Consider the following 20,314-nt stretch of genomic DNA (forward strand, 5'->3'; position numbering starts at 1 on the left):
ACGCCTCCTTTAGGAGTTATAAAAAACTATTCCTTGGCCTCAAGGGCATCGAGATCAAGGGCACGAGAGCCACCCGTACTTAAAATCGTCAGCACTTTCCCCAGTTGATACCACACCAAAAGGGCGGTGGCGATCGTCAGCACAAAGGCAATGACCATACTCAGCCCTGCACCAAAGCCATAGGTCCACAATCCCGCCATCAGGAAGAGCCAGATACCAATGGAAATCCCCAAGTAGGGCAACTGAAGTTGGGGGCCGCGCAATTGACTCAGAACGCGGGTGGAGCGACTGCGGTTCCATTCTTGGACGCTCTGCTTGAGGGTGGCTTCAAAGGCTTTACCACTGGTCAACCCCATAAAAATACCCGCCAGTAGCAAGACAATGGGTGGATCAAACACGGGATACCTAATCCTTCTTGGACACTCAGGAACGTTGATAACCGCTGCCAACCCTTAGCTGGCCACCACCAAGGAATTGCTGTCTTCTTCTTTACCGAGCGTGTGGGAGACAGAGGCCTTGAGGGCTTCCCATGCCACATCAATCAAGAAGAGCGGACGCAGATCAGACTTGACCAAATTCCAAAGGCGTTGCACCTCTTCGGTGTGGAGACGGTCATCTTCGGTTAACGCTAGCACAATTTGCCGCCGCAGGTACTGCCCCTCCTCAGAAAAGAGATACTGCAAGCCCAAGGTGGCGGTTGGCGCGAGGTTAAAGTGCTGATCCTGCCGGGCGATCGCAATTAGGTTTTCCAGGCGTTGCCACTGAAGACGACCATCCTTGAAGAGGACATCCAATAACCGTCGCCGCAGTTGGGGCGATTCTCCTTGCAGCAGACGCCGTGCCACATAGGGATAGCTGACATCAACAATGCGGAAGTTAGGGTTGAGACACAGGGCAATGCCCTCTTGGGTGACTAGAGAGCGAATGATTAGGGCAAACTTAGCGGGAACCCGGAAGGGATAGGCATACATCAACTCGGAGAAGCGATCGGTGATCACTTTGAAGTTGAATTCCCGCACACTGGAGCCAATCACCTCCTCAAAGACCGACTCAAGGGCAGGGATAATCGGCGTAATATCCGTTTCCGGGGTCAAAAAGCCCAGTTTGACAAAGTCCGTCGCCAAGGCTTGATAGTCCTTGTTCACCAAATGAACGACGGCATCCACCAAGGATTCTTTAGTGCTCTCCTCCAGTTGATCCATCATGCCGAAGTCAATGTAGGCCATCCGGCCATCCGGCATGGCAAAGAGATTGCCGGGATGGGGGTCGGCATGGAAGAAGCCAAATTCCAAGAGTTGCCGCAGTCCTGAAATCACCCCCACCCGGATCAGCTCATCGGGATCAACGCCCGCCGCCACCATGCAATCGGTACGGGTGAGCTTAATGCCATGGATCCACTCCAAGGTCAGCACATGCTCACTGGTGTACTGCCAGTAGATTTTCGGTACCTTGACCGTGGGATCATCGCGGAAGTTGGCAGCGAATTTCTCGGCATTGCGCCCTTCATTGAGGTAGTCAATTTCCTCGTAGAGCTTGCGGCCAAATTCATCGACAATGTCCCGCAAATCATGGCAGAGGTTAATCGGTAGCCAAGGCTTGACCCACTGCACCAAAAGACGGATCAAGAAGAGATCGCGGGTAATCACGGGCAAGAGGTTGGGACGCTGCACCTTGACGGCCACTTCTTCACCACTGTGGAGTTTGGCTCGATAGACTTGGCCGAGACTGGCGGCGGCCACCGGTTGGGGTGAGAATTCGGCAAAAATATCCCCTAGGTTTAAGCGCAGATCCCGCTCAATAATGGCAATAGCAATCTCATTGGCAAAGGGGGGCAACTTGTCCTGAAGGAGCGTCAGTTCTTCGAGGTAGTCGGGACAAATCAAATCGGGGCGAGTGGAGAGGGCTTGACCGACTTTAATGAAGGTTGGGCCTAAACGGATCAGGAGTTTGCGCAGTTGCATTGCTCGCAGGGGACGCTGACTTTCCTGTTGCCCTAGCCACTTGTCCCACTGCAACAGCAGCCAAAATGTCAAGAAAGATACCGAAATGTTAACGAACCGCCAGATAACTCGCCAAGGATGTCGCCAGTAGTAGCGGGCGATCGCCTCAGGATCATACCGACGATGACCAGCACTAGGGACAGCAGAAATACGGGCAGTCACAGCTTTTTCACCTTATTCTCTGAAACCCAACTTACTACACCCCTCTTGCCTTGCCATGGGTGTTTCCACGGAGCGCTTTTGGGAACACTGTAAGCAACCATTGCAATGATGAGGATTTTGTTGATCCCCGGTGCTAGAGGAGCTGATCTTTTTGGGTTTGCTTAAATATAGTATAGAAAACTACACATAAGCCCTGCCAATCAATAAAATTCTTAACAAAAGTTTAAGATTGGAGGTTCCAGCAATTCAGCCGTTGGTTGACTTAGGTACAGCCGCTCGAACTGAATTTCAGTAGGTTCGCTGGTGCGGATTTGCCGATAATGGTACCGTAGGGCATCTTCTTATTCACACCCTTCCATGGCCAACAGGATCATTGCCACATCTGTTCTTGAGGAGTTGTTGGCGCGGTTGCCTCGCTTGCGATCGCAACTGTACTTCAAGACATCGCTGACGGCGCTTTCCCATGCAATGGAGGATCAGGTTTTGGCCAACGAGGATGCGCCGATTATTATTGCCTGCTTTCAGCGGGAACGCTTTTATCGTCAAGAAGCCCATCGCTACCGCCGTATTGCCACCAAGTCCCACCACGTTTACGTTTTGGCTGCCCCGGAAACCGAGTTTAAGAACTGCTCGGGAGACTATGAAACGGTTGCCTTTGATCCCGCCGATGCCCTCAGTCAAGAATGGCATTTGACCGTCTTGGGCAAAAATTACAGCACTTGCTTGGTCTGCCGCGAAGTCCAGCGATCGCCCGCCAATCGCTTAGATGTGTTGCCGCCGATGGATGCGGCGCGTCGTTTTGAGGGCATTTGGACCTTTGATCGGCAGGTGGCAGCGACAACCGCTGAAATCCTCCTCAACCGTATTCGGGAGTACCGCCCTGAACTGAAGGAGAAACTCAAGGAAGGTCGGGCATGGGTTGAGACCTATCGCCAAGTGGCGGGGTGCAATAGTGATCCTGCCCCTTTTGCCGATCGCCTAGTGACCTATCTCCAAGCCGGCCAGTACAAGCAAATCAAGGCCTACCGCCAAATTGCCATTCAAGAGCGCAAGGAACGCCTCACCAATGCAATTACCACGGCGATTCGCAACTCCCTTAATCCCACAGAAATTCTCACTCGTGCGGTGGCAGAACTAGGGGAAGCCCTCAAAGGCGATCGCTGTCTCATTTACCGTTGCCGCAGTACCGATACGCGGGTGCGCATTGAGCACGAGTACACCAGCGGTGCTCTACCGCCATTGCAGTACCAGTATTGGCCCGTGAGTGAGCACCCCTACACCCAGCAGGCACTGGCACATCAGCAGGTCATTCAGGTGGATGATGTGGCCGCTGATCCCCACTACGAGGCGACCCGTTTCAAACCCCTCGAGGCCGCCGGCGTCAAAGCCCTCCTACTGGCACCTGTTCTCTATCAAGGGCGACTGTTGGGCATTGTTGAACTGCACCGCGGCGAACCGCTGCCGTGGCACGATATGGACGCAGAATTAGTGGAGGCGATCGCCACCCAAGTGGGGGTTGCCCTGATTCAGGCGGAGGCCTACGCAGATCTGGAGGAACTCAACGCGCAACTGGAGGCCTTAGATCGCACCCGCAGTAATCTCATTGCAATTACGGGTCACGAACTGCGCACGCCCCTCTCGACAATCCAAGTCTGCCTTGAAAGCCTAGCCAGTGAACCCGATATGGATCCAGAACTGCGGCAGGTGATGCTGAGTACCGCCTTGGCCGATGCTGAGCGCATGCGGAAACTGATTCAGGACTTCCTCACCCTCTCGCAGTTGGAAAGTGGCCGGGTGCAGTGGCGACCGGAACCCCTCCCCCTCCAAGAACTGGTGGACCTAGCCCTCAGTAGTCTGCGCACCCCCAAGGATCAACTACCGACCATTCGCACAGTCTTGCCCAAGGAATTGCCCTTGATCCGAGCAGATGGCGAATGGCTAGTGGAGGTGCTCTCGAAGCTACTCGATAATGCCTGCAAGTTTACGGAACAGTCGGGTCAGGTTTCCATTGCTGCCAAGCCTCGTCCCGATGGTCTATTGGAAGTGACGGTTGCCGATACGGGGCGCGGTATTGAGCCGGATCGCTTGGAAACGATTTTTGATCGCTTTTATCAGGAGGAGGGAGCACTGCGGCGCTCTGCGGGTGGGACGGGCTTGGGTCTCGCGATCTGTCGCCAGATCATTACCAATTTGGGGGGACAAATTTGGGCGGAGTCGGCGGGGCGCGATCGCGGCAGTGAGTTTCACTTTACGATTCCCATTGCTGAGCCTTTTTCTGGATAGGGGCTGCCAAGCCTCCTAAGATAGACAACAACGAGTGGGCAGCCAACCATGAGCCAATCCTTTGCCGATACCGCCATTGACATTTTGATTGACTTGGCCGAGCGGGGGGAAATTGACCCTTGGGATATTCAAGTGATTGAGGTCTTCGATCGCTGTTTGGCGGAGTTGGCACGGCGAGGGGAACCCAATCTCAGTGAATCAGGGCAGGCCTTTTTGTATGCAGCGATGCTGGTGCTCCTGAAGAGCGATCGCCTAGTTGCAGTTGCTGAACCGATGCCCGAGGAAACAGAATTCGCAGAGCCGCCAGAGATCAGTGAAAACCAGTCCTTTGTGGTCTTGCCCCATGCCCTAGAGCAGCATTTGCATCGTCGCCCCGTGGCTCCCCCCCAACAACGGCGCCGCGTCACCCTTGAGGAATTGATTGCCCACCTGAAAACCATGGCCGTTCAGAACGACCGTGCAAAGGTGCTGCGGCCGCATCAACCGCGGCGGCGTCGCCGTCCCACAACCCTCAAGGCAATTACCCAACTGGCGCACCAAGAAAACCTCACGGAGATGGCTAACGAAGTAGAAAGTCTCCTCGGAGAAATGGCTCCCGAAGGGACATGGCTAGACTTCCAAGTGCTACTGCAGCGCAAACCCGATCCTGTGGGGGTCTTTTGGGCGCTGCTATTCCTCGCTGCCCAGTCTAAGGTGGATCTCCAACAAACGAATTTCTATCAACCCCTACAGGTACGGACGTGTTTAGCTGAAGCGATACGCCTAGAGGCCTAACCTCCCTCTGGCAGAAACGAAAAGCCCAAGGGCTTTACCCGCAGGAGTGCCTCACTCAGGGCAGTGTGGAGATACCCATTCGTCGCTAAAATCCGCCCTGATGTCAGTTGAAAAGGGGATTGATCGTAGGCAGTGACGACGCCCCCAGCTTCACGAACCAGAACCACACCAGCCGCTAAGTCCCAAGGGGAGAGACCCCGTTCCCAATAACCATCAAGGCGACCACAGGCAATGTAGGCCAAGTCAATGGCTGCCGCCCCACCCCGCCGTACCCCTTGGCTGAGATGGGTGAGGTAGCAAAATTCTGCATAGTTGTTGTCTTCGGTTTCACGGCGATCGTAGGCAAAACCCGTGACCAAAAGACTATGACTCAGTTCTGCAGTGGTGGAAACCCGAATGGGCTGGCGATCGCGGGTGGCACCGAGGCCTGTAGCAGCCCGAAACAGTTCGCGATGAAAGGGATCATAGACGACACCAACGTGGGGTTCCCCCGCCACCAGAAGGGCAACAGACACCGCACTAAAGGGGTATTGATGGGCATAGTTGGTGGTGCCATCCAGAGGATCAATCGCCCACAGAAATGGATTATCCTTCAGTCCCGAAAGACCCGATTCCTCCGCGAGCACCGCATGGTCTGGACAATGGCGATGAATTACATCCAGTACCGCCGCTTCCGACTGGCGATCGGCCACCGTGACGAGGTCACCAGAGCGCCCCTTTTCCTCAATCTCACTCAGTTTGCCCCAATAGTGCTGAAGAACCGCGCCGCCAGCCAGGGCCGCCTCTGTGGCAATTTCCAGATAGCGCTGCCGCTCATTCTCCGGCAGTGGGCACTCCACTCCTGTCATGGCTGATTAATCCTCATCGAGGGGCAGACCCAACTGGACTCGCCCTTTACCAAAGTAGCGGCCAAACTGCAGCTCATAGACCTCATCCTCATCTTGGGTTTCCACCTCAAGGTCAGAGCGGGCATAGCTGACACACAATAGGGCATAGCCTTGGGCTTGCAGGGCGGGGGAGAGTCCCATGGCTTCGGGTTGATAGACATGTCCAGAGAGAATGCGCACGGCACAGGTGGTACAGGCACCGTTACGACAGGAAAAGGGCAACTCAAGGCCTTGGCTCTCAGCGTATTGCAGGATATAGCGATCGCTCGGAACAGTAATTGTGTACGTCCGCGTGGGTAGATCCCCCGGCTTGAGGGGACGCACGTGAATGGTCACTGTGTAGGTTTGTGGCGTGCTCATGGTCTCGCTATCTTACCGTGAAAAGGGCTGTCAAAGACCTTGCTTCGTCCCTTAGCTACAATACCGCAATCCCAACCTGCTAATGACAATGCTAGGGTAGGAGCGGTTCTATGACCCACATTCGTAGGGAGACCTAAAGTTATGAGTACCTTAGTGGTCATTGCGTTTGATGATGAGTACAAGGCGAACGAAGTATTAATCCAGCTATTGAAACTCCAGCGTGAGCATCTCATTGACCTTGAGGACGCGGCTGTTGTCGTGCGCACCAAAGATGGCAAGGTTAAAATCAACCAGACTCAGGATTTGACCCTCCAAGGGGCCCTTGGCGGTGGCTTTTGGGGGCTGCTCATTGGTCTATTGTTCTTCAATCCCCTCTTGGGCTGGGCTGCGGGTCTTGTGGCGGGGGCGATTTCCGGCAAATTTACCGATATTGGCATTGACGATAATTTCATCAAGGAATTGGGACAAACCATTGCCCCCGGTAGCTCGGCCATCTTTACGTTGGTGCGTCAAGCCACACCCGACAAAGTCCTTGAGGAAATTGCTCCCTTTGGCGGTAAAGTCCTGCGCACCTCCCTATCAAAAGAGGATGAAGCCAAGTTGCAAGAAGCCCTTAACCGAGGCAATCCGGCGTCCCAATCGCCTGCCCCGAGCGAAGCGACAACCCCCAGTGAAACGGCGAACAGTTAGTTTGTTGAGTTTGTCTTGGGTCTAGCTCTCGCTCTAAATTGATTAGGATAATTTTGAGAGGCTCGGCCATTCCCTAGGTACAGCCCTTTTCCCAAGGATGGAACCCACGCAACACTGCGCAAGTGAGTGTCGGGCAACATTTCAGTTCCTTAACGCCTAAGAAAAGGGCTGTCACTGGGCATTGTGCTCACAGTTAGGGAGGCCAATAGGGAGTGTTGGGGAGTGGGAGACGGTGCAGGATCAAACTAAATCAACCGCAGTGATCGCGATCTTAAAACGCTTTGGTGGGCGATCGCGCCAACTTAACCATCTAATTCCCTTGGTTCAAAAGCAGTGGCGTGCCTGCCTACCTTGGTTGCAACACTGGCAAGTGGTGGCCAGCCTCTCCCTCCTCACCTCCGTCGGGATTTCCGGGCTATCCCTGTGGCTGCTGCTGCGGCAACCGACGACTCCCGGCAATTGTGATTTTGTCCTTTGGCCTTTGGCATCGGCCTCCTTTCGCCTCTACTGCGCCCAACAAGCGGCGGAGCGACACACCCTTGAAGATTTGCTCCATGCCATTGATCTCATTGATGACTTGCCCCGCGATCATCCCCTTGCCCCTGAGATGAATCGCCGCCTAGAAGCGTGGTCAGATCAGGTTTTGGCCTTGGCAGAGGTAGCCTTTCATGAGGGGCAATTAAATCGGGCGATTGCCTTTGCGCGGCGCATTTCCCGTGATGTCCAAGCCTATGCCAAGGTGGAAGAACGCATTCAGCGCTGGCAGGAAATTTGGCAAGAGGGAGAGGCCATCTACCGACGCGCCGAAGCCGCCTTAAAAAACCTCGAATGGCGAGAAGCTTTTCAAATCTCGCTCCAGTTGCAATTTGTTGCCTGTCGTTATTGGGCACAAGAGCAGTTTGGCGCCTTTAATGAGCGGATTATCCGTGCCCAACGGGAAGATCGGCAGTTGGATGAAGCCCGTGCCCTCATGGCACAGGGGGGAGCTGATAACTTGGCCGCTGCCATTGAAATTGTGCGGCGAATTCCCACCACCAGTGATATTTATCCCGGTGCGCGGCGATTGCTCAATGAGTTGGGTGAACAGTTACTTGCATCAGCAGTGGCGGCTCTGAATCGCTATGACCCCCAAGAGGCAAGGCGCATTGCTGTTTTAATTCCCCGTGATGTCAGGAGTGCCCGCAGCGCTGAGGATGTGGTGACGTTGGCAACCGCAGAAGAATTTGCCCAAGCGGGGATGGGTCAGGATATTGATCGGGCGATCGCCCAAGCACGAACGATTACGGCAGAACGCCCCCTCTACTTTGAAGCCCAGCAGGCCATTCGGCGCTGGCAAACAGATTTGCAGGTACTGCGAACCCTTGCAGAAGCGCAGGCCATTGCCCGTGGCGGCACGCTGGATCGCCTCTACCTTGCCCTCAACAGGCTCAACATTCCTTTGGCGGACGCGAGTCCCTATCGCCAAAACCAAATCCGCGATCAGCGACGGCTGTGGCAACGTCAAATCCAGATTACTGAGGATCAACCCCTGATCGATCAAGCCAATGCCCTTGCCCGCCAAGGCACCCCTGAAGCCCTGCTGCAAGCCCGCCAACTCCTTGAGCAAATTCGTCCCCAGCGCGCCCTCTACGAAACGGCTCAAAATCGCCTCAAAGAACTCTTCCCCCCCGTTGCAACGGAAGCGGTGAGCTGGCAGCCTGACCCAGATATGACTCGCCTGAAGGAAGCCCAGCGCCGTGCTCGAGGGGGGCGCGATCGCGACTTTGCTGCTGCCATTGCCATTGCCCAAGAAATCTCCCCCAACTCCAGTGTCTATGCCACCGCCAACCAGTTGATTGTGCAGTGGGGCAATAATATCTTGGAGCAGGCGCGCTATTGGGTGGGGCGGGACAACCAGCAGGCGATCGCCACCGCCGAACTCATCCCCCCCACGCATCCCCTCTACCCAGAGGCGAGGGAATTGATCCACATTTGGCAAGAGGCGGAACCCCAGTACCCCTTTTAAGGGCTTTTATTGATTTGTGGGGCTTCCACGAGCCGCACCTTTTGGGCCAGACCAATCGCTTGCAGTGCCCGAATCGTGAGCCACGTAATATCAAATTCCCACCATTGCAGACCGTGACGTGCCGAATGGGGGTAGGTGTGGTGATTGTTGTGCCAGCCTTCGCCAAAGGTGAGCAGGGCAACCCACCAGCAATTCGTGGAGCGATCGCCCGATTCAAAGGTGCGGTAGCCAAATTTATGGGTGGCACTATTGACAAACCACGTGAGGTGATACACCAGCACAAGGCGGACAAAGATGCCCCAGACCACAAAGGGCAGTCCCCCCCACAGATACAGCAAGACCCCTAAACCCACTTGAATGGGCACAAAGTACTGATTCAAAAAGCGATAGACGGGGTCAGTGTTAATGTCCTTGGTGAGGCGTTCCACCTCTGCCTTGGCGGGCACTTCTTGGAGCATCCAGCCCATGTGCGACCACCAAAACCCCTTTTGGGAATTGTGCTGATCCAGTTCTTGATCGGAGTGGAGGTGATGGTTGCGGTGGAGGCCAACCCATTCAATAATTCCACCCTCACAGGCCAAGCTGCCGCAAAAGCCAAAAAAGTATTCCAGCCATTTCGGGCACTGCAAACTGCGATGGGTGATCAGGCGATGCCAGCCTAGGGTGATGCCAAGGCCTCCAGACACCCAATAGAGAACAACACACAACAGCACAGCCGGCCAGGAAAACAGCCCCGGTACCAATGCCAGCAACGCTCCCAAATGCACAATGCCCATAAAAAAAATCACCCCCCAATTGGGACGCAGGGGGTGCGCAGGCAACGAAGAAACAGATGTCATAAAACTCTCGAACAAATTGACAAACTCAAAGTGGAGTTGAGCCCTGTCGGCTGTTCCCCTAGAGCAAAGATGGTTACGACTGCTTTTTACCTAGATGCCTAGAGAAATGGCTTCCTAAACAACCTACGTTTAACGAGCAAACAACCAGCCTTTACATTCATTATAGCGGAGATTGGAGAAGACTTGTCCTCCCCCCGGCCTGAAAGCCGCAGATTCCTACAACACCACGCAGGGATGACTGCGCAATCGTTTCGGCGGGTTCTAACCGCTGCTTGTATCTTGCCGGCATGCCCTGCCGTAGGCCACCTTGGGTTTCAGTGGCAATACCATGATTAGGATGCCTCCGCCATCCGCACTATCCTTCGCCGCCGGCATGAGTGCCGGGGCTTGCCGCGCATCAGGTCAAGCAAAATCTGGGTCGGGTATTGCCTCTTTCACGAAGACGCTCAACACTGCGACAACTCCTACTGTAGCGGATTGGATTCCCAGATGTCCCCCTAGTTCAGGAAAGGGCTATATCTGCCCTAGAAGGTTTCCAAACCTTAATGTTTTCTTTCTTGAGGAGTTAGGATACTTTGCTTATCCTCAAATCGCCAAGCTCTTTTTATAAGAGTTTCCGTTTGAGTTTGTAGGCATTTATAGAACTTTTGAGATAACAAGCGAGGTTAAAGATGGTTTTTTCTGTCAATCCTGAACTGGAACGACTCAATCAAGTTCATGGCCAAGCCAACCCTTGGAAATTTTGGGGACCTTACTTGAGCGAGCGGCAGTGGGGCACTGTACGGGAAGACTATTCCGCCGACGGCAATGCTTGGGAGTATTTTTCCCATGATCAAGCGCGATCGCGTGCCTACCGTTGGGGTGAAGATGGCCTCGGTGGCATTTGTGATGCGCAGCAACGGCTTTGTTTTGCCTTGGCTCTTTGGAATGGCAACGATCCGATTCTCAAGGAACGGCTTTTTGGCTTAACCAACAATGAAGGCAATCATGGGGAGGACGTTAAAGAGTATTACTTTTACCTCGACAGTACGCCCACCCATTCCTACATGAAATACCTCTACAAGTATCCCCAAGCTGCCTATCCCTACATTGATCTGGTGATGACCAACCGCCACCGCAGCCGCTTTGAAATGGAGTATGAACTCTTGGATACAGGGGTCTTTGAGGGCGATCGCTACTTCGATGTCTTCATTGAATATGCCAAAGCGGCTCCCAATGACACTTTGATTCAAATCAGCATTCACAATCGCGGCAACGAAGCTGCCCATTTGCACGTTCTGCCCACCCTCTGGTACCGCAATACGTGGAGTTGGACACCGGACAAGGTTCTCGCCAAACCAGAACTGAAGCAAATGGATGCAACATTAGTGCGCGCACGCCATGAGGAGCTAGGAGAGTATGAATTTGTGAGCGATCGCGCAGTGCCCTTCCTCTTCACTGAGAACGAAACCAACTTTGAGCGGCTCTTTGGCCAGCCCAATGCCTCGCCCTACGTTAAGGATGCCTTTCACCGCTACCTGATCAATGGCGAGCAAAATGCCGTCAACCCCGGCAAAGTCGGCACCAAGGTGGCTGCCCACTATCAAGTCACAGTTCCCGCCCAAGGGGTTGAGATCATTCAACTACGCCTAGCATCTGCCCAAAGTAGCCCCCTCAGCTTTGGCAATGCCTTTAGCGATTGCCTCAACCAAGCCCGCACCGAAGCGGATCTCTTCTTTGATCACCTCATCCCCAGTGACTGCACTGCTGATCAGCGCAATGTGGTTCGTCAAGCCTTTGCCAGCATGATGTGGACAAAGCAGTACTACTACTACCCTGTTAAGCAGTGGTTGGAAGATAAAGCGCTGCCCCCCGATGTGGAAGAGCGCATCGTTACCCGCAACAAATCGTGGTTCCACCTTGAAAGCGCCGACATTATCTCCATGCCCGACAAGTGGGAATATCCTTGGTTTGCCGCTTGGGACTTAGCCTTCCACTGCTCGCCCTTAGCTCTGATGGATATCGACTTCGCCAAAGAGCAGCTTAAGCTGATGGTGAATGAACTGTATCTGCACCCCAACGGTCAAATTCCCGCCTACGAATGGAACTTTAGTGATGTGAATCCGCCTGTGCATGGAATTGCCACGTGGCAAATCTATCTCTTGGACAAAGCCATGAAAAAAGGCGAAGGTGACTTGGCCTTCCTTGAGAGTGTCTTCCACAAGCTCATGCTCAACTTTACGTGGTGGGTCAACCGCAAGGACTCCCTCGGCAACAACGTCATGGAAGGTGGCTTCCTTGGTTTAGACAACATTGGCGTCTTTGACCGCAGTGCGCCCCTACCCACCGGTGGTGTTCTTGAGCAGGCGGATGGTACGGCTTGGGTGGCAATGTTTGCCCTCGATATGCTCTCTATGGCGCTGGAGCTAGCACAGCACAATCCCGTTTATGAGGATATTGCCTGCAAATTCTATGAGCACTTCATTTACATTGCCGGGGCGATGGATCGCATTGGCGTCCAGAAAGATGAACTCTGGGATGAAAAGGATGGCTTTTACTATGACCTGCTGCGGCTGCCCGATGGTCGTGCCCAGCGCCTGAAGGTACGCTCGATGGTGGGATTGCTGCCCCTGTGTGCCACTGCCATTTTCTCGGAAGAGTTGCTGGACTCCCTACCCACCTTTAGGGAACGCATTGCTGCCTTTAATGCCCGCCACCCTGAGCTTTTAGCCAACATTAACCCCATCGATCGCCCGGGTGTAAAAAAACGGCGGTTGCTCTCCCCCGTCAACGAGGCCAAACTACGGCGGATTCTCACCCGCATGTTGGATGAGAGTGAATTCCTCAGTGACTATGGCATCCGTGCCCTCTCTCGTCACCACTACGATCACCCCTATATTTTCCAACTCGGCCGCGAGGCCTATCGCGTCAGCTATGAACCCGGTGAATCCACCACCGGCCTCTTTGGCGGTAACTCCAACTGGCGTGGTCCCATTTGGATGCCCGTGAACGCGCTCTTGGTGCAAGCTCTCCGCAAAATGTATGGCTATTACGGCAACGAGTTTACGGTGGAATGCCCCACCGGTTCAGGGCGCTGGCTCAACCTCTGGGAGGTCTCGGCAGAAATTGCCCGCCGCTTGGCCAGTATCTTCCTCAAGGATGAATCGGGGCGGCGACCACTCTATGGTGCCACCGCAAAATTCCAAAGTGATCCCCACTGGCGTGATCTAATTCTGTTTTATGAATACTTCCATGGGGATAATGGCGCAGGACTAGGTGCGAGTCACCAAACCGGCTGGACGGGTCTGATTGCACGGATCATCATGGGACTCAATGTTCTCGACGCCGATGAGGTACTGGAGAAAGGACACTTGGCTGTGGTCTCGAAACGCTTAGCGGAGTTGGTCAGCGCCAGCTAGCACCTGATTAAGGCTGAAGCGTATTGTGATAGGGGGGGCGATCGCCCCCTTTTTTAGGTCAAGACTTGGACACCCCCACAAAAGTCTAAAACTCAGTAATCCTAGCTGATTTTAGTTCTATTGAATTTGCCAACGTACAAGTAAATTTCCGTGAAATTACTGGCCAAACAGCACCCCCCATTTTTTACACTGATAAACAGGAGGAATGAACTCAGATAAACAGGAGGAATGAACTCACTTTTGCCTAAAGTTAGTTTCTACTGCTGCTGGAATCTGCTGCAGTAAGTGTAACGTTTACATTTTGCAATACAGCCAGAGAGATGTTAAGCTAATTTACAAAAGTTTACATTCCGCCTATGTTCCACATTGGCTGTCTTTGAGGTTTAGGATTATGTCACTCACACCCATGACCCGCTATTACATTCGCCGTCTCCTTGCAAAGCGTGCTGAATCCCTTGGGTTGACCGTAAGTGGTGCCGAAAGTGACAGTCAAGCTTTTGCCGATCAATTGGCACGCCTAGAATCCTTGGCGGCAACTAAGTTGGCAGAAATTGATCTCATTGTGCGGATGCACCAAACCCTCAGCCGCAACGGCCAAACCTACAATAGCTACCTCGCCAATCTGGAACAAAAACTCTTTGCCCTCATGGGTCTGGGGGGACAGCCTCGCGAAGAACTGACAGACATTACCCTGCCGCAGCTTGAAGAAACAAAAGGCGCCGCAGCAAAAGCCCTCACCTTGGCGGAAGTGCTAGAACACTTTAACAAAATTGGCGACATCGCCCAGAAATACCTTGGCAAGATGATTGTGGCCAACTATTGGCGGGGGACTCGTCCCTACAGCAGTTGGTTCGCTGACTTTACAGTGACCAATGATGGTCGTGTGGTTTGTCAATCCTACCAGTCCACCCGCGATGTGTTTCTCAGTGAGGAGCAGCTAGAGCACTTGCAAGGTTGGCTAGAGGCCTTTATCCGCCAGTGCCAGCGAGTGCTGCCGCAATTTACGAAGCAACTGCAAAAAGCGGGGGTACCCGAAACGGTTTTAGCTTAGGGTGGTATGCGGATTTTCTTTGCGGTTCTGTGGCTGGGATTGATTGTCTATAGCTTTGGTTTTGCACCCCCCGATCAACCGCAAACACTGACACTCATTCAACGGCTAGCAACGGGAGACTGGCAAGGCATTAACCCCCTCATTGTCAGTCTTTTTAATTTGATGGGCGTCTGGCCACTGATTTACACCGCATTACTGGTGGTGGATGGTCAAGAACAGCGATTTCCCGCGTGGCCATTTGCGGCTTTTAGTTTTGCCGTGGGTGCGTTTGCCCTGTTACCTTACTTCATCCTGCGCCAGCCAGCACCGATCTTCAGCGGAGAACTCAATCGGGGGGTACGCCTTTGGGAATCACGGCTCACTGCCGTTGTCATTGATTTATTGGCTATGGGCTTTCTTGGCTATGGCTTGGTCGGCGGCGATTGGCCAGACTTTTGGCAGCAGTGGCAAACCAGCCGCTTTATTCATGTGATGGGCCTAGACTTTTGCCTCCTGTCGTTGCTCTTGCCGGTGCTACTAGTGGATGACTGGCAACGGCGAGGGCTGGAAAAGTCACCGTGGCGCTGGTGGAGCCTTGTCCCCCTCTTGGGAGCATTAGGGTACTTGCTTTTGCGCCCACCCTTAATTCTCTCGAAAAAAAGTGTGGCATGATACAAAAAAATGCCCCTGAATTGGTTTTACTAATCTGTCAATGCTGAACTCTTCACCCAGAGCAAGATTCGCTGGCGTTGAAAGAGTTGCATTGTTGGGGGGATATCAATGCCGACAGCACCCTATGCGATCGCCACACCACCCGTTAAACCACCTTGGATTGACACACGACTCATGAACAAAGATCAACCCTTAGCACCCGTCTTTCGCCACATGGCCAGTGGCCTGTTTCCATCCACCACTGAAACTTACGAACGCGGCAAAACCATTTTCTTTCCGGGGGATCCAGCGGAAAAGGTCTATTTTCTCCTCAAGGGGGCAGTGAAGCTCTCACGGGTGTATGAAGCAGGCGAGGAAATTACGGTGGCACTGCTGCGGGAAAATACCGTATTTGGGGTGCTGTCCCTGATTACCGGCACCCGCTCCGATCGCTTTTACCATGCGGTGGCGTTTACGAATGTGGAGCTATTGGCCGTTCCCATCGAACAGGTGGAAAAGGCGATGCACGAGGATCCCGATTTGCCGATGTTTATGATTCAGGGGCTGTCATCGCGGATCCTGCAAACGGAGATGATGATCGAGACCCTTGCCCACCGCGATATGGGATCCCGCTTGGTGAGCTTTTTGCTGATTCTTTGCCGTGATTTTGGGATTCCCACGAGTGCGGGAGTCACTGTGGATTTGAAGCTTTCCCATCAGGCGATCGCCGAGGCCATTGGTTCGACACGGGTCACTGTGACTCGCCTATTGGGGGAACTTCGGGATCAAAAAATGATCTCAATTCATAAAAAGAAAATCACGGTGCATAATCCGCTGATGCTGAGCCAGCAGTTTACCTAGGTCACGAGTTGGCCATAGTCGAGTTTGATCAGGCGATCGGCCACGTCAAAGTAGCGATCGTCATGGCTAATCACAAATACCGTTTTGCCCTGAGCCTTTAGCTCAGGGAGGAGTTGGCGGTAGAAAATATCCCGAAAGAGGGGATCTTGATCCGCTGCCCATTCATCAAAGAGGTAGGCGGGGCGATCATCAAGGTAGGCCATCAACAACCCCAAACGCTTGCGCTCCCCTTGGGAAAGAGATGTCGTGGAAAAGCGGTTGCCTTCTAGGCGAACTTTGTGGCTGAGGCGCAATTTTTCAAGATATGCTGGGACGGCTGCTAGGCGTTCGGGGGATTCAATTCCCAGCAGTGACTCAAAAAGATAAAAGTCACTAAAAACGGTGGCAAAGTGTTGGCGATACCATTCGTAGTCCTCAGGCTGCAAACAGTGATCATCCACCCAAATTTCCCCCTGATCGGGAATGTAGAGTCCTGTAATAATTTTCGCTAGCGTTGACTTGCCGCTGCCGTTGCCACCGACAATAAAAAGAAGTTCCCCAGCCTCCACGGTCAAACTCAAAGGGCCTAGGGTAAAGGTCGCAGGTTCATCCCCATGGCCACTGCGGTACTGATGACGGATCTGCCGCAGAGAGAGGGTTTTCCAGCCAAGGGGAGGGAGTTCGCCTGTATCGTTGAGGTTTTGGCGCGGATCTCCAAGGCTCAGTTGTAGGGATTCCACCTTCTTGAGGGCAACGCTGGCACGACTAAATACCGGAATGGCATCAATCACCTGTTGCATCGGCAGCATGAGGTAAATGATCGTCAGAACATACCCTGAGAGAACTGTGGGTGTGGCTCCCAGCAAATGGGGCAGCGTAAAGAGAAAGAAGCCAATGGTAACAAAGAGCAGCAACTGCCCCCAACTGGCAGCAATGGCAAAGACCATGTACCCTAGCTCGTTTTGCTGCCGTGTTTTCTGAGCAGTGGGTTCCAATTCCCGATAAAAGAAGGCCAACTGCCGTTGCCGATTGAGCTTGAGTTCTTTGTTGCCCTCAGTGAGTGTCCGAAAGTGTTGAAAGAGGTGATCCTGTTGCTGCCGTGCCCGCTCTAGGAATTTGCGTGCTCTGCCCGCTAGAAACAAGTAGCTGCCAGTACCAATGACAATCAAGCCCACAAGGGCAAAAAAGAGGGGCGGCGACAACCAACCCATGTAAATCAGGCAGCCAATAACAATGGCAATGGCATTAAAAAGATTGGGCAGGACAGAAAAGGAACGGGAGACGGCATCCACGTCCTCTGTCAGCGTCGCAAGGAGTTGCGGATTGCCAATGGCTTCTAACTGGCGTAGGGGTGAAGCGAGAATCTGGCGGCTGAGGAGGAGGCGCATTTCATAAACCGCCTGTTGGGCAGCCCGCACCAGGAGCACTTGGGCGCTAAAGTGGGTCAGCAGTAGGAGCGTGCCGAGGAGAATAAATCCCCAAGGTAAGAGGCGCTGGAGGGCAGGGGTTTTTTGGAGGGCAGCATTGATCAGGGCAATGAGCGCAGCCGTACTGCCACCGTTGAGAAGGCCAGCGATCGCTGCCGCAACAATCGTCGGCCAAGCCGCCCGTAAAAGAATCCGAAAGAGCTTCACGAATCTGTTGTCTCATCAGGGGTGGGATTGGACTCAGACTCTTCGAGATTCAACTTGGGAATAAAACTGGGGCGATCGGCATTTTCCCAACCGGGGGGACGCTTCGAGTTGTACCATGCAATGAGGCCAATACTCACGGCCGCCACAAGACCCAGCAACAACACCCCATAAAAGGGGACAAAGTTACCTGCACCAACGGTAAAGCTAATCCCCGATGACCCCATTATCGTCCTCGTTAACATTTTTTAGAAATATGTAGAACACCACTATATCAACCCTATGGTTGCTTTGAGAATCCTGAGAGTTGGAAGCGGCTGTGCTGCCTAAGGTACAGTACAAGATAAAGAAGTTTTGCTGACTGTCCCCCCTCTTTGTCAACAATCAACCATGAGCGATCGCGCCCTTCGCCCGGCTGTTGTAGCTGCTGTGGAACCCGGCTCTATTGCCGCTGAGTTGGGATTTGAACCCGGTGATGCGTTGGTGGCCATTAATGGCGATCGCCCCCGCGATTTGATTGATTATCGGTTTCTCTGTGCCGAGGAATACCTCACCCTCGAAATACTGGGCAAAGACGGCCAAACCTACGTTCTCGAAATTGAAAAAGACATTGATGAAGATTTAGGACTGGAGTTTACCACTGCCCTCTTTGATGGGTTGATGCAGTGCAACAATCGCTGCCCTTTTTGTTTTATTGATCAGCAGCCCCCCGGCAAACGGGAAAGCCTCTACGCCAAGGATGACGACTACCGCCTCAGCTTCCTCTACGGCAGCTACATTACCCTGACGAACCTGCTTCCCTCAGAATGGCAACGCATTGCCCGCTTGCGCCTTTCCCCCCTCTATGTCTCTGTCCATGCCACAGTAGCCAGTGTTCGCCAACGCCTACTGAAAAATCCACGGGCGGGGGAAATTCTGCAACAGATTCGCTGGTTTCAAGAGCAACGGCTGCAACTCCATGCCCAAGTGGTTGTCTGTCCGGGGATTAATGACGGCGAGTGCCTCGAGCAAACACTGCGGGATTTAGCCCAGTTCTATGATCCTGAAGAGCCAACCGTGCTCTCGGTGGCGGTGGTGCCCGTGGGACTGACCCGCTTTCGCCCTGCTGAGGATGAACTGATTCCCGTCACCCCTGATCATGCCCAAGCGGTGATTCAATGGGTACAGGCGCTCCAACGGCGGTTTGAACAGCAGTGGCAAACCCCCTTTGCTTGGCTAGCAGATGAATGGTTCTTGATTGCCGGATCGCCCTTACCCCCCGCCGCCCACTATCAGGACTATCCGCAACTCAGTAATGGCGTGGGAACGATTCGCCTGTTTTTAGAAGAGTTTGAGCTTCACGCCCAACAGCTTCCCCAACGCTTACCGCAGCCGCGTCATCTGAGTTGGGTGGTGGGTAATACCGTGGAACAGGCCTTTGCACCCTTGGTGGCTCGCCTTAACCAAATTGAGAACCTGCGCCTTGATCTCTATGCCCTTGCTAGCGACTATTGGGGACAGCAGATGTCCGTGACAGGGCTATTAACCGGCCATGATTTGATCTATCACCTGAAGGGCAAACCCTTGGGCGATCGCCTGCTTCTGCCCAGTCTGATGCTCAAGCACGATGAACCCGTTTTTCTCGATGATGTGCCTTTAGCCACTGTGGAGGAAGCACTAGGGGTCCCCATTCAAGTGGTCTCTGGTGGCGCGGCAGGGATTATTGCTGCTTGTACTCACCCCTAAAATGCCTGATCTTGCCCCTTGGGATCCCCGCAACCTATAATGGCTGGATGCTGTCCGCTGCACACTCAACGCTATGATTGCCACCTCATCCCGTCCGGTTCGCATTGGTTCCCGCAAAAGTCAACTGGCTCTCGTGCAAACGGAATGGGTACAGGCGCAACTGCAAGCCCACTATCGCGATCGCGCCTTTGAGGTGGTGACCATGACCACCCAAGGAGACAATATCCTTGATGTCGCCCTTGCCAAAATTGGCGATAAAGGCCTCTTTACCAAAGAGCTAGAACTCTCAATGCTGCGGGGTGAGACCGATTTGGCCGTTCACTCCCTCAAGGACTTACCCACCAAGTTGCCCGATGGTTTAGTTTTAGGCGCGATTACTGAGCGGGAAGACCCAGCAGATGCCCTTATTTTAGGTGCAAAATGGACAGGACACACCATTGATACCCTACCTGAAGGCACGGTCATTGGTACTTCGTCACTGCGTCGCTTGGCACAGTTGCGCCACCACTACCCCCATCTCACGTTTAAGGATGTGCGGGGCAATCTAAATACTCGCTTGGCCAAATTAGATGCTGGGGAATACGATGCCTTGATTTTGGCGGTGGCTGGCCTGCGGCGTTTGGGCTTTGGCGATCGCATTAGCCAAGTCTTACCCGCAACAGTCTCCCTTTATGCCGTGGGTCAGGGCGCCTTGGGCATTGAATGCCGCGCCGACGATGCTGACATTTTAGCCTTGGTCAAGACCCTTGAACATCCAGAAACAGCAGCCCGTTGCCTAGCAGAGCGAGCCTTCCTACGGCAATTGGAAGGGGGCTGTCAAGTGCCCATTGGGGTGCATACGGTGATTGAGAATGGTCAACTCACCCTCACAGGATTGGTCGCCAGTCTCGATGGCCAACGCCTTGTCAAGGACAGTCTTACAGGAGATGCCGCCACAGCCGAAGAACTGGGGACGCGCCTTGCTTTGAAGCTGCGGGAACAGGGAGCCTCAGAGATTTTGGAAGAAATTTTTGCTACTGCCCGTCTCGAGCGTTAGTTT

The 20,314-nt window shown here is 53.6% G+C and carries 17 protein-coding genes; 10 read left to right on the top strand and 7 right to left on the bottom strand.

Going from position 1 to position 20,314, the window contains the following annotated elements:
• Positions 1-26: 26 nt before the first annotated feature.
• Both RHP47_RS05735 and RHP47_RS05740 read right to left on the bottom strand, forming a co-directional pair.
• Positions 27-398: a hypothetical protein gene (locus RHP47_RS05735; RefSeq protein ID WP_149818994.1), complete on the bottom strand. Its 372-nt coding sequence runs from the start codon at positions 396-398 to the stop codon at positions 27-29.
• Between the two features lie 54 nt (positions 399-452).
• Positions 453-2,162, bottom strand: coding sequence for an AarF/ABC1/UbiB kinase family protein (locus RHP47_RS05740; RefSeq protein WP_149818996.1), 1,710 nt, complete (start codon positions 2,160-2,162; stop codon positions 453-455).
• A 357-nt stretch (positions 2,163-2,519) separates the two neighbouring features.
• On the opposite strand from RHP47_RS05740, the gene RHP47_RS05745 reads away from it, so the two are divergent.
• Together RHP47_RS05745 and RHP47_RS05750 are read left to right on the top strand one after the other, a co-directional pair.
• Positions 2,520-4,445, top strand: a complete 1,926-nt coding sequence (locus RHP47_RS05745; protein WP_149818998.1) for a DICT sensory domain-containing protein — start codon at positions 2,520-2,522, stop codon at positions 4,443-4,445.
• 48 nt (positions 4,446-4,493) lie between these two features.
• Positions 4,494-5,219 carry a ScpA family protein gene (locus RHP47_RS05750; RefSeq protein ID WP_310841280.1) on the top strand — a complete coding sequence of 242 codons (726 nt, stop codon included), beginning with the start codon at positions 4,494-4,496 and terminating at the stop codon, positions 5,217-5,219.
• On the opposite strand, the gene RHP47_RS05755 is transcribed toward RHP47_RS05750, so the two are convergent.
• Together RHP47_RS05755 and RHP47_RS05760 are read right to left on the bottom strand one after the other, a co-directional pair.
• Entirely contained in the window at positions 5,216-6,067 is an 852-nt protein-coding gene (locus RHP47_RS05755; RefSeq protein ID WP_149819002.1) for an inositol monophosphatase family protein, read from the bottom strand. The two genes, RHP47_RS05750 and RHP47_RS05755, sit on opposite strands and share 4 nt — an antisense overlap.
• A 6-nt stretch (positions 6,068-6,073) precedes the next feature.
• Positions 6,074-6,466 (bottom strand): 2Fe-2S iron-sulfur cluster binding domain-containing protein, encoded by a 393-nt coding sequence (locus RHP47_RS05760; protein WP_149819004.1) that lies wholly within the window; start codon positions 6,464-6,466, stop codon positions 6,074-6,076.
• Between the two features lie 141 nt (positions 6,467-6,607).
• Here RHP47_RS05760 and RHP47_RS05765 point away from each other — a divergent pair, with 141 nt between their 5' ends.
• Together RHP47_RS05765 and RHP47_RS05770 are read left to right on the top strand one after the other, a co-directional pair.
• The gene (locus RHP47_RS05765) at positions 6,608-7,156 is read left to right on the top strand and encodes a DUF1269 domain-containing protein (protein ID WP_149819006.1); all 549 of its coding nucleotides are present in this window, start codon (positions 6,608-6,610) and stop codon (positions 7,154-7,156) included.
• A 232-nt stretch (positions 7,157-7,388) separates the two neighbouring features.
• A complete protein-coding gene (locus RHP47_RS05770; protein WP_190278253.1) occupies positions 7,389-9,161 on the top strand; it encodes a hypothetical protein in 1,773 nt (590 codons plus the stop codon).
• Here the strand turns inward: RHP47_RS05770 and RHP47_RS05775 are convergent.
• On the bottom strand, positions 9,158-10,000 hold the full coding sequence (locus tag RHP47_RS05775) for a fatty acid desaturase (RefSeq protein WP_286627005.1): 843 nt from the start codon (positions 9,998-10,000) through the stop codon (positions 9,158-9,160). The two genes, RHP47_RS05770 and RHP47_RS05775, sit on opposite strands and share 4 nt — an antisense overlap.
• A 671-nt stretch (positions 10,001-10,671) precedes the next feature.
• Between RHP47_RS05775 and RHP47_RS05780 the strand changes: the two genes are divergently transcribed.
• The 4 genes from RHP47_RS05780 (at position 10,672) to ntcA (ending at position 15,940) form a co-directional block, all read left to right on the top strand.
• Positions 10,672-13,398 (top strand): MGH1-like glycoside hydrolase domain-containing protein, encoded by a 2,727-nt coding sequence (locus RHP47_RS05780; protein WP_310841281.1) that lies wholly within the window; start codon positions 10,672-10,674, stop codon positions 13,396-13,398.
• A gap of 391 nt (positions 13,399-13,789) precedes the next feature.
• Entirely contained in the window at positions 13,790-14,449 is a 660-nt protein-coding gene (locus tag RHP47_RS05785; protein ID WP_286627008.1) for a hypothetical protein, read from the top strand.
• 6 nt (positions 14,450-14,455) lie between these two features.
• Entirely contained in the window at positions 14,456-15,100 is a 645-nt protein-coding gene (locus RHP47_RS05790) for a DUF2834 domain-containing protein (protein WP_286627010.1), read from the top strand.
• 174 nt (positions 15,101-15,274) lie between these two features.
• Complete coding sequence (gene ntcA, locus RHP47_RS05795; protein ID WP_190278317.1) at positions 15,275-15,940, top strand: global nitrogen regulator NtcA; 666 nt, start codon at positions 15,275-15,277, stop codon at positions 15,938-15,940.
• Here ntcA and RHP47_RS05800 read toward each other — a convergent pair.
• Together RHP47_RS05800 and psb35 are read right to left on the bottom strand one after the other, a co-directional pair.
• Positions 15,937-17,553 (bottom strand): cyclic peptide export ABC transporter, encoded by a 1,617-nt coding sequence (locus RHP47_RS05800; protein WP_310841283.1) that lies wholly within the window; start codon positions 17,551-17,553, stop codon positions 15,937-15,939. The genes ntcA and RHP47_RS05800 overlap by 4 nt on opposite strands.
• Positions 17,550-17,777, bottom strand: coding sequence for a photosystem II assembly protein Psb35 (gene psb35 / locus RHP47_RS05805; protein WP_286627162.1), 228 nt, complete (start codon positions 17,775-17,777; stop codon positions 17,550-17,552). Before psb35 ends, RHP47_RS05800 begins: the two co-directional genes overlap by 4 nt.
• A 163-nt stretch (positions 17,778-17,940) precedes the next feature.
• On the opposite strand from psb35, the gene RHP47_RS05810 reads away from it, so the two are divergent.
• A complete protein-coding gene (locus RHP47_RS05810; RefSeq protein WP_286627012.1) occupies positions 17,941-19,275 on the top strand; it encodes a TIGR03279 family radical SAM protein in 1,335 nt (444 codons plus the stop codon).
• Positions 19,276-19,348: 73 nt separating this feature from the next.
• The gene (gene hemC, locus RHP47_RS05815) at positions 19,349-20,311 is read left to right on the top strand and encodes a hydroxymethylbilane synthase (RefSeq protein ID WP_149819026.1); all 963 of its coding nucleotides are present in this window, start codon (positions 19,349-19,351) and stop codon (positions 20,309-20,311) included.
• Positions 20,312-20,314 lie beyond the last annotated feature (3 nt).

The sequence above is a fragment of the Thermosynechococcus sp. QKsg1 genome (assembly GCF_031586415.1).
GTDB lineage: Bacteria > Cyanobacteriota > Cyanobacteriia > Thermosynechococcales > Thermosynechococcaceae > Thermosynechococcus.

Coding starts and splice junctions, on each gene's coding strand:
- psb35 (WP_286627162.1), bottom strand. CDS start 17,777: ATGGGGTCATCGGGGATTAGCTTTACCGTTGGTGCAGGTAACTTTGTC.
- RHP47_RS05780 (WP_310841281.1), top strand. CDS start 10,672: ATGGTTTTTTCTGTCAATCCTGAACTGGAACGACTCAATCAAGTTCAT.
- RHP47_RS05775 (WP_286627005.1), bottom strand. CDS start 10,000: ATGACATCTGTTTCTTCGTTGCCTGCGCACCCCCTGCGTCCCAATTGG.
- RHP47_RS05755 (WP_149819002.1), bottom strand. CDS start 6,067: ATGACAGGAGTGGAGTGCCCACTGCCGGAGAATGAGCGGCAGCGCTAT.
- RHP47_RS05765 (WP_149819006.1), top strand. CDS start 6,608: ATGAGTACCTTAGTGGTCATTGCGTTTGATGATGAGTACAAGGCGAAC.
- RHP47_RS05750 (WP_310841280.1), top strand. CDS start 4,494: ATGAGCCAATCCTTTGCCGATACCGCCATTGACATTTTGATTGACTTG.
- RHP47_RS05785 (WP_286627008.1), top strand. CDS start 13,790: ATGTCACTCACACCCATGACCCGCTATTACATTCGCCGTCTCCTTGCA.
- RHP47_RS05760 (WP_149819004.1), bottom strand. CDS start 6,466: ATGAGCACGCCACAAACCTACACAGTGACCATTCACGTGCGTCCCCTC.
- RHP47_RS05745 (WP_149818998.1), top strand. CDS start 2,520: ATGGCCAACAGGATCATTGCCACATCTGTTCTTGAGGAGTTGTTGGCG.
- RHP47_RS05810 (WP_286627012.1), top strand. CDS start 17,941: ATGAGCGATCGCGCCCTTCGCCCGGCTGTTGTAGCTGCTGTGGAACCC.
- RHP47_RS05790 (WP_286627010.1), top strand. CDS start 14,456: ATGCGGATTTTCTTTGCGGTTCTGTGGCTGGGATTGATTGTCTATAGC.
- ntcA (WP_190278317.1), top strand. CDS start 15,275: ATGAACAAAGATCAACCCTTAGCACCCGTCTTTCGCCACATGGCCAGT.
- hemC (WP_149819026.1), top strand. CDS start 19,349: ATGATTGCCACCTCATCCCGTCCGGTTCGCATTGGTTCCCGCAAAAGT.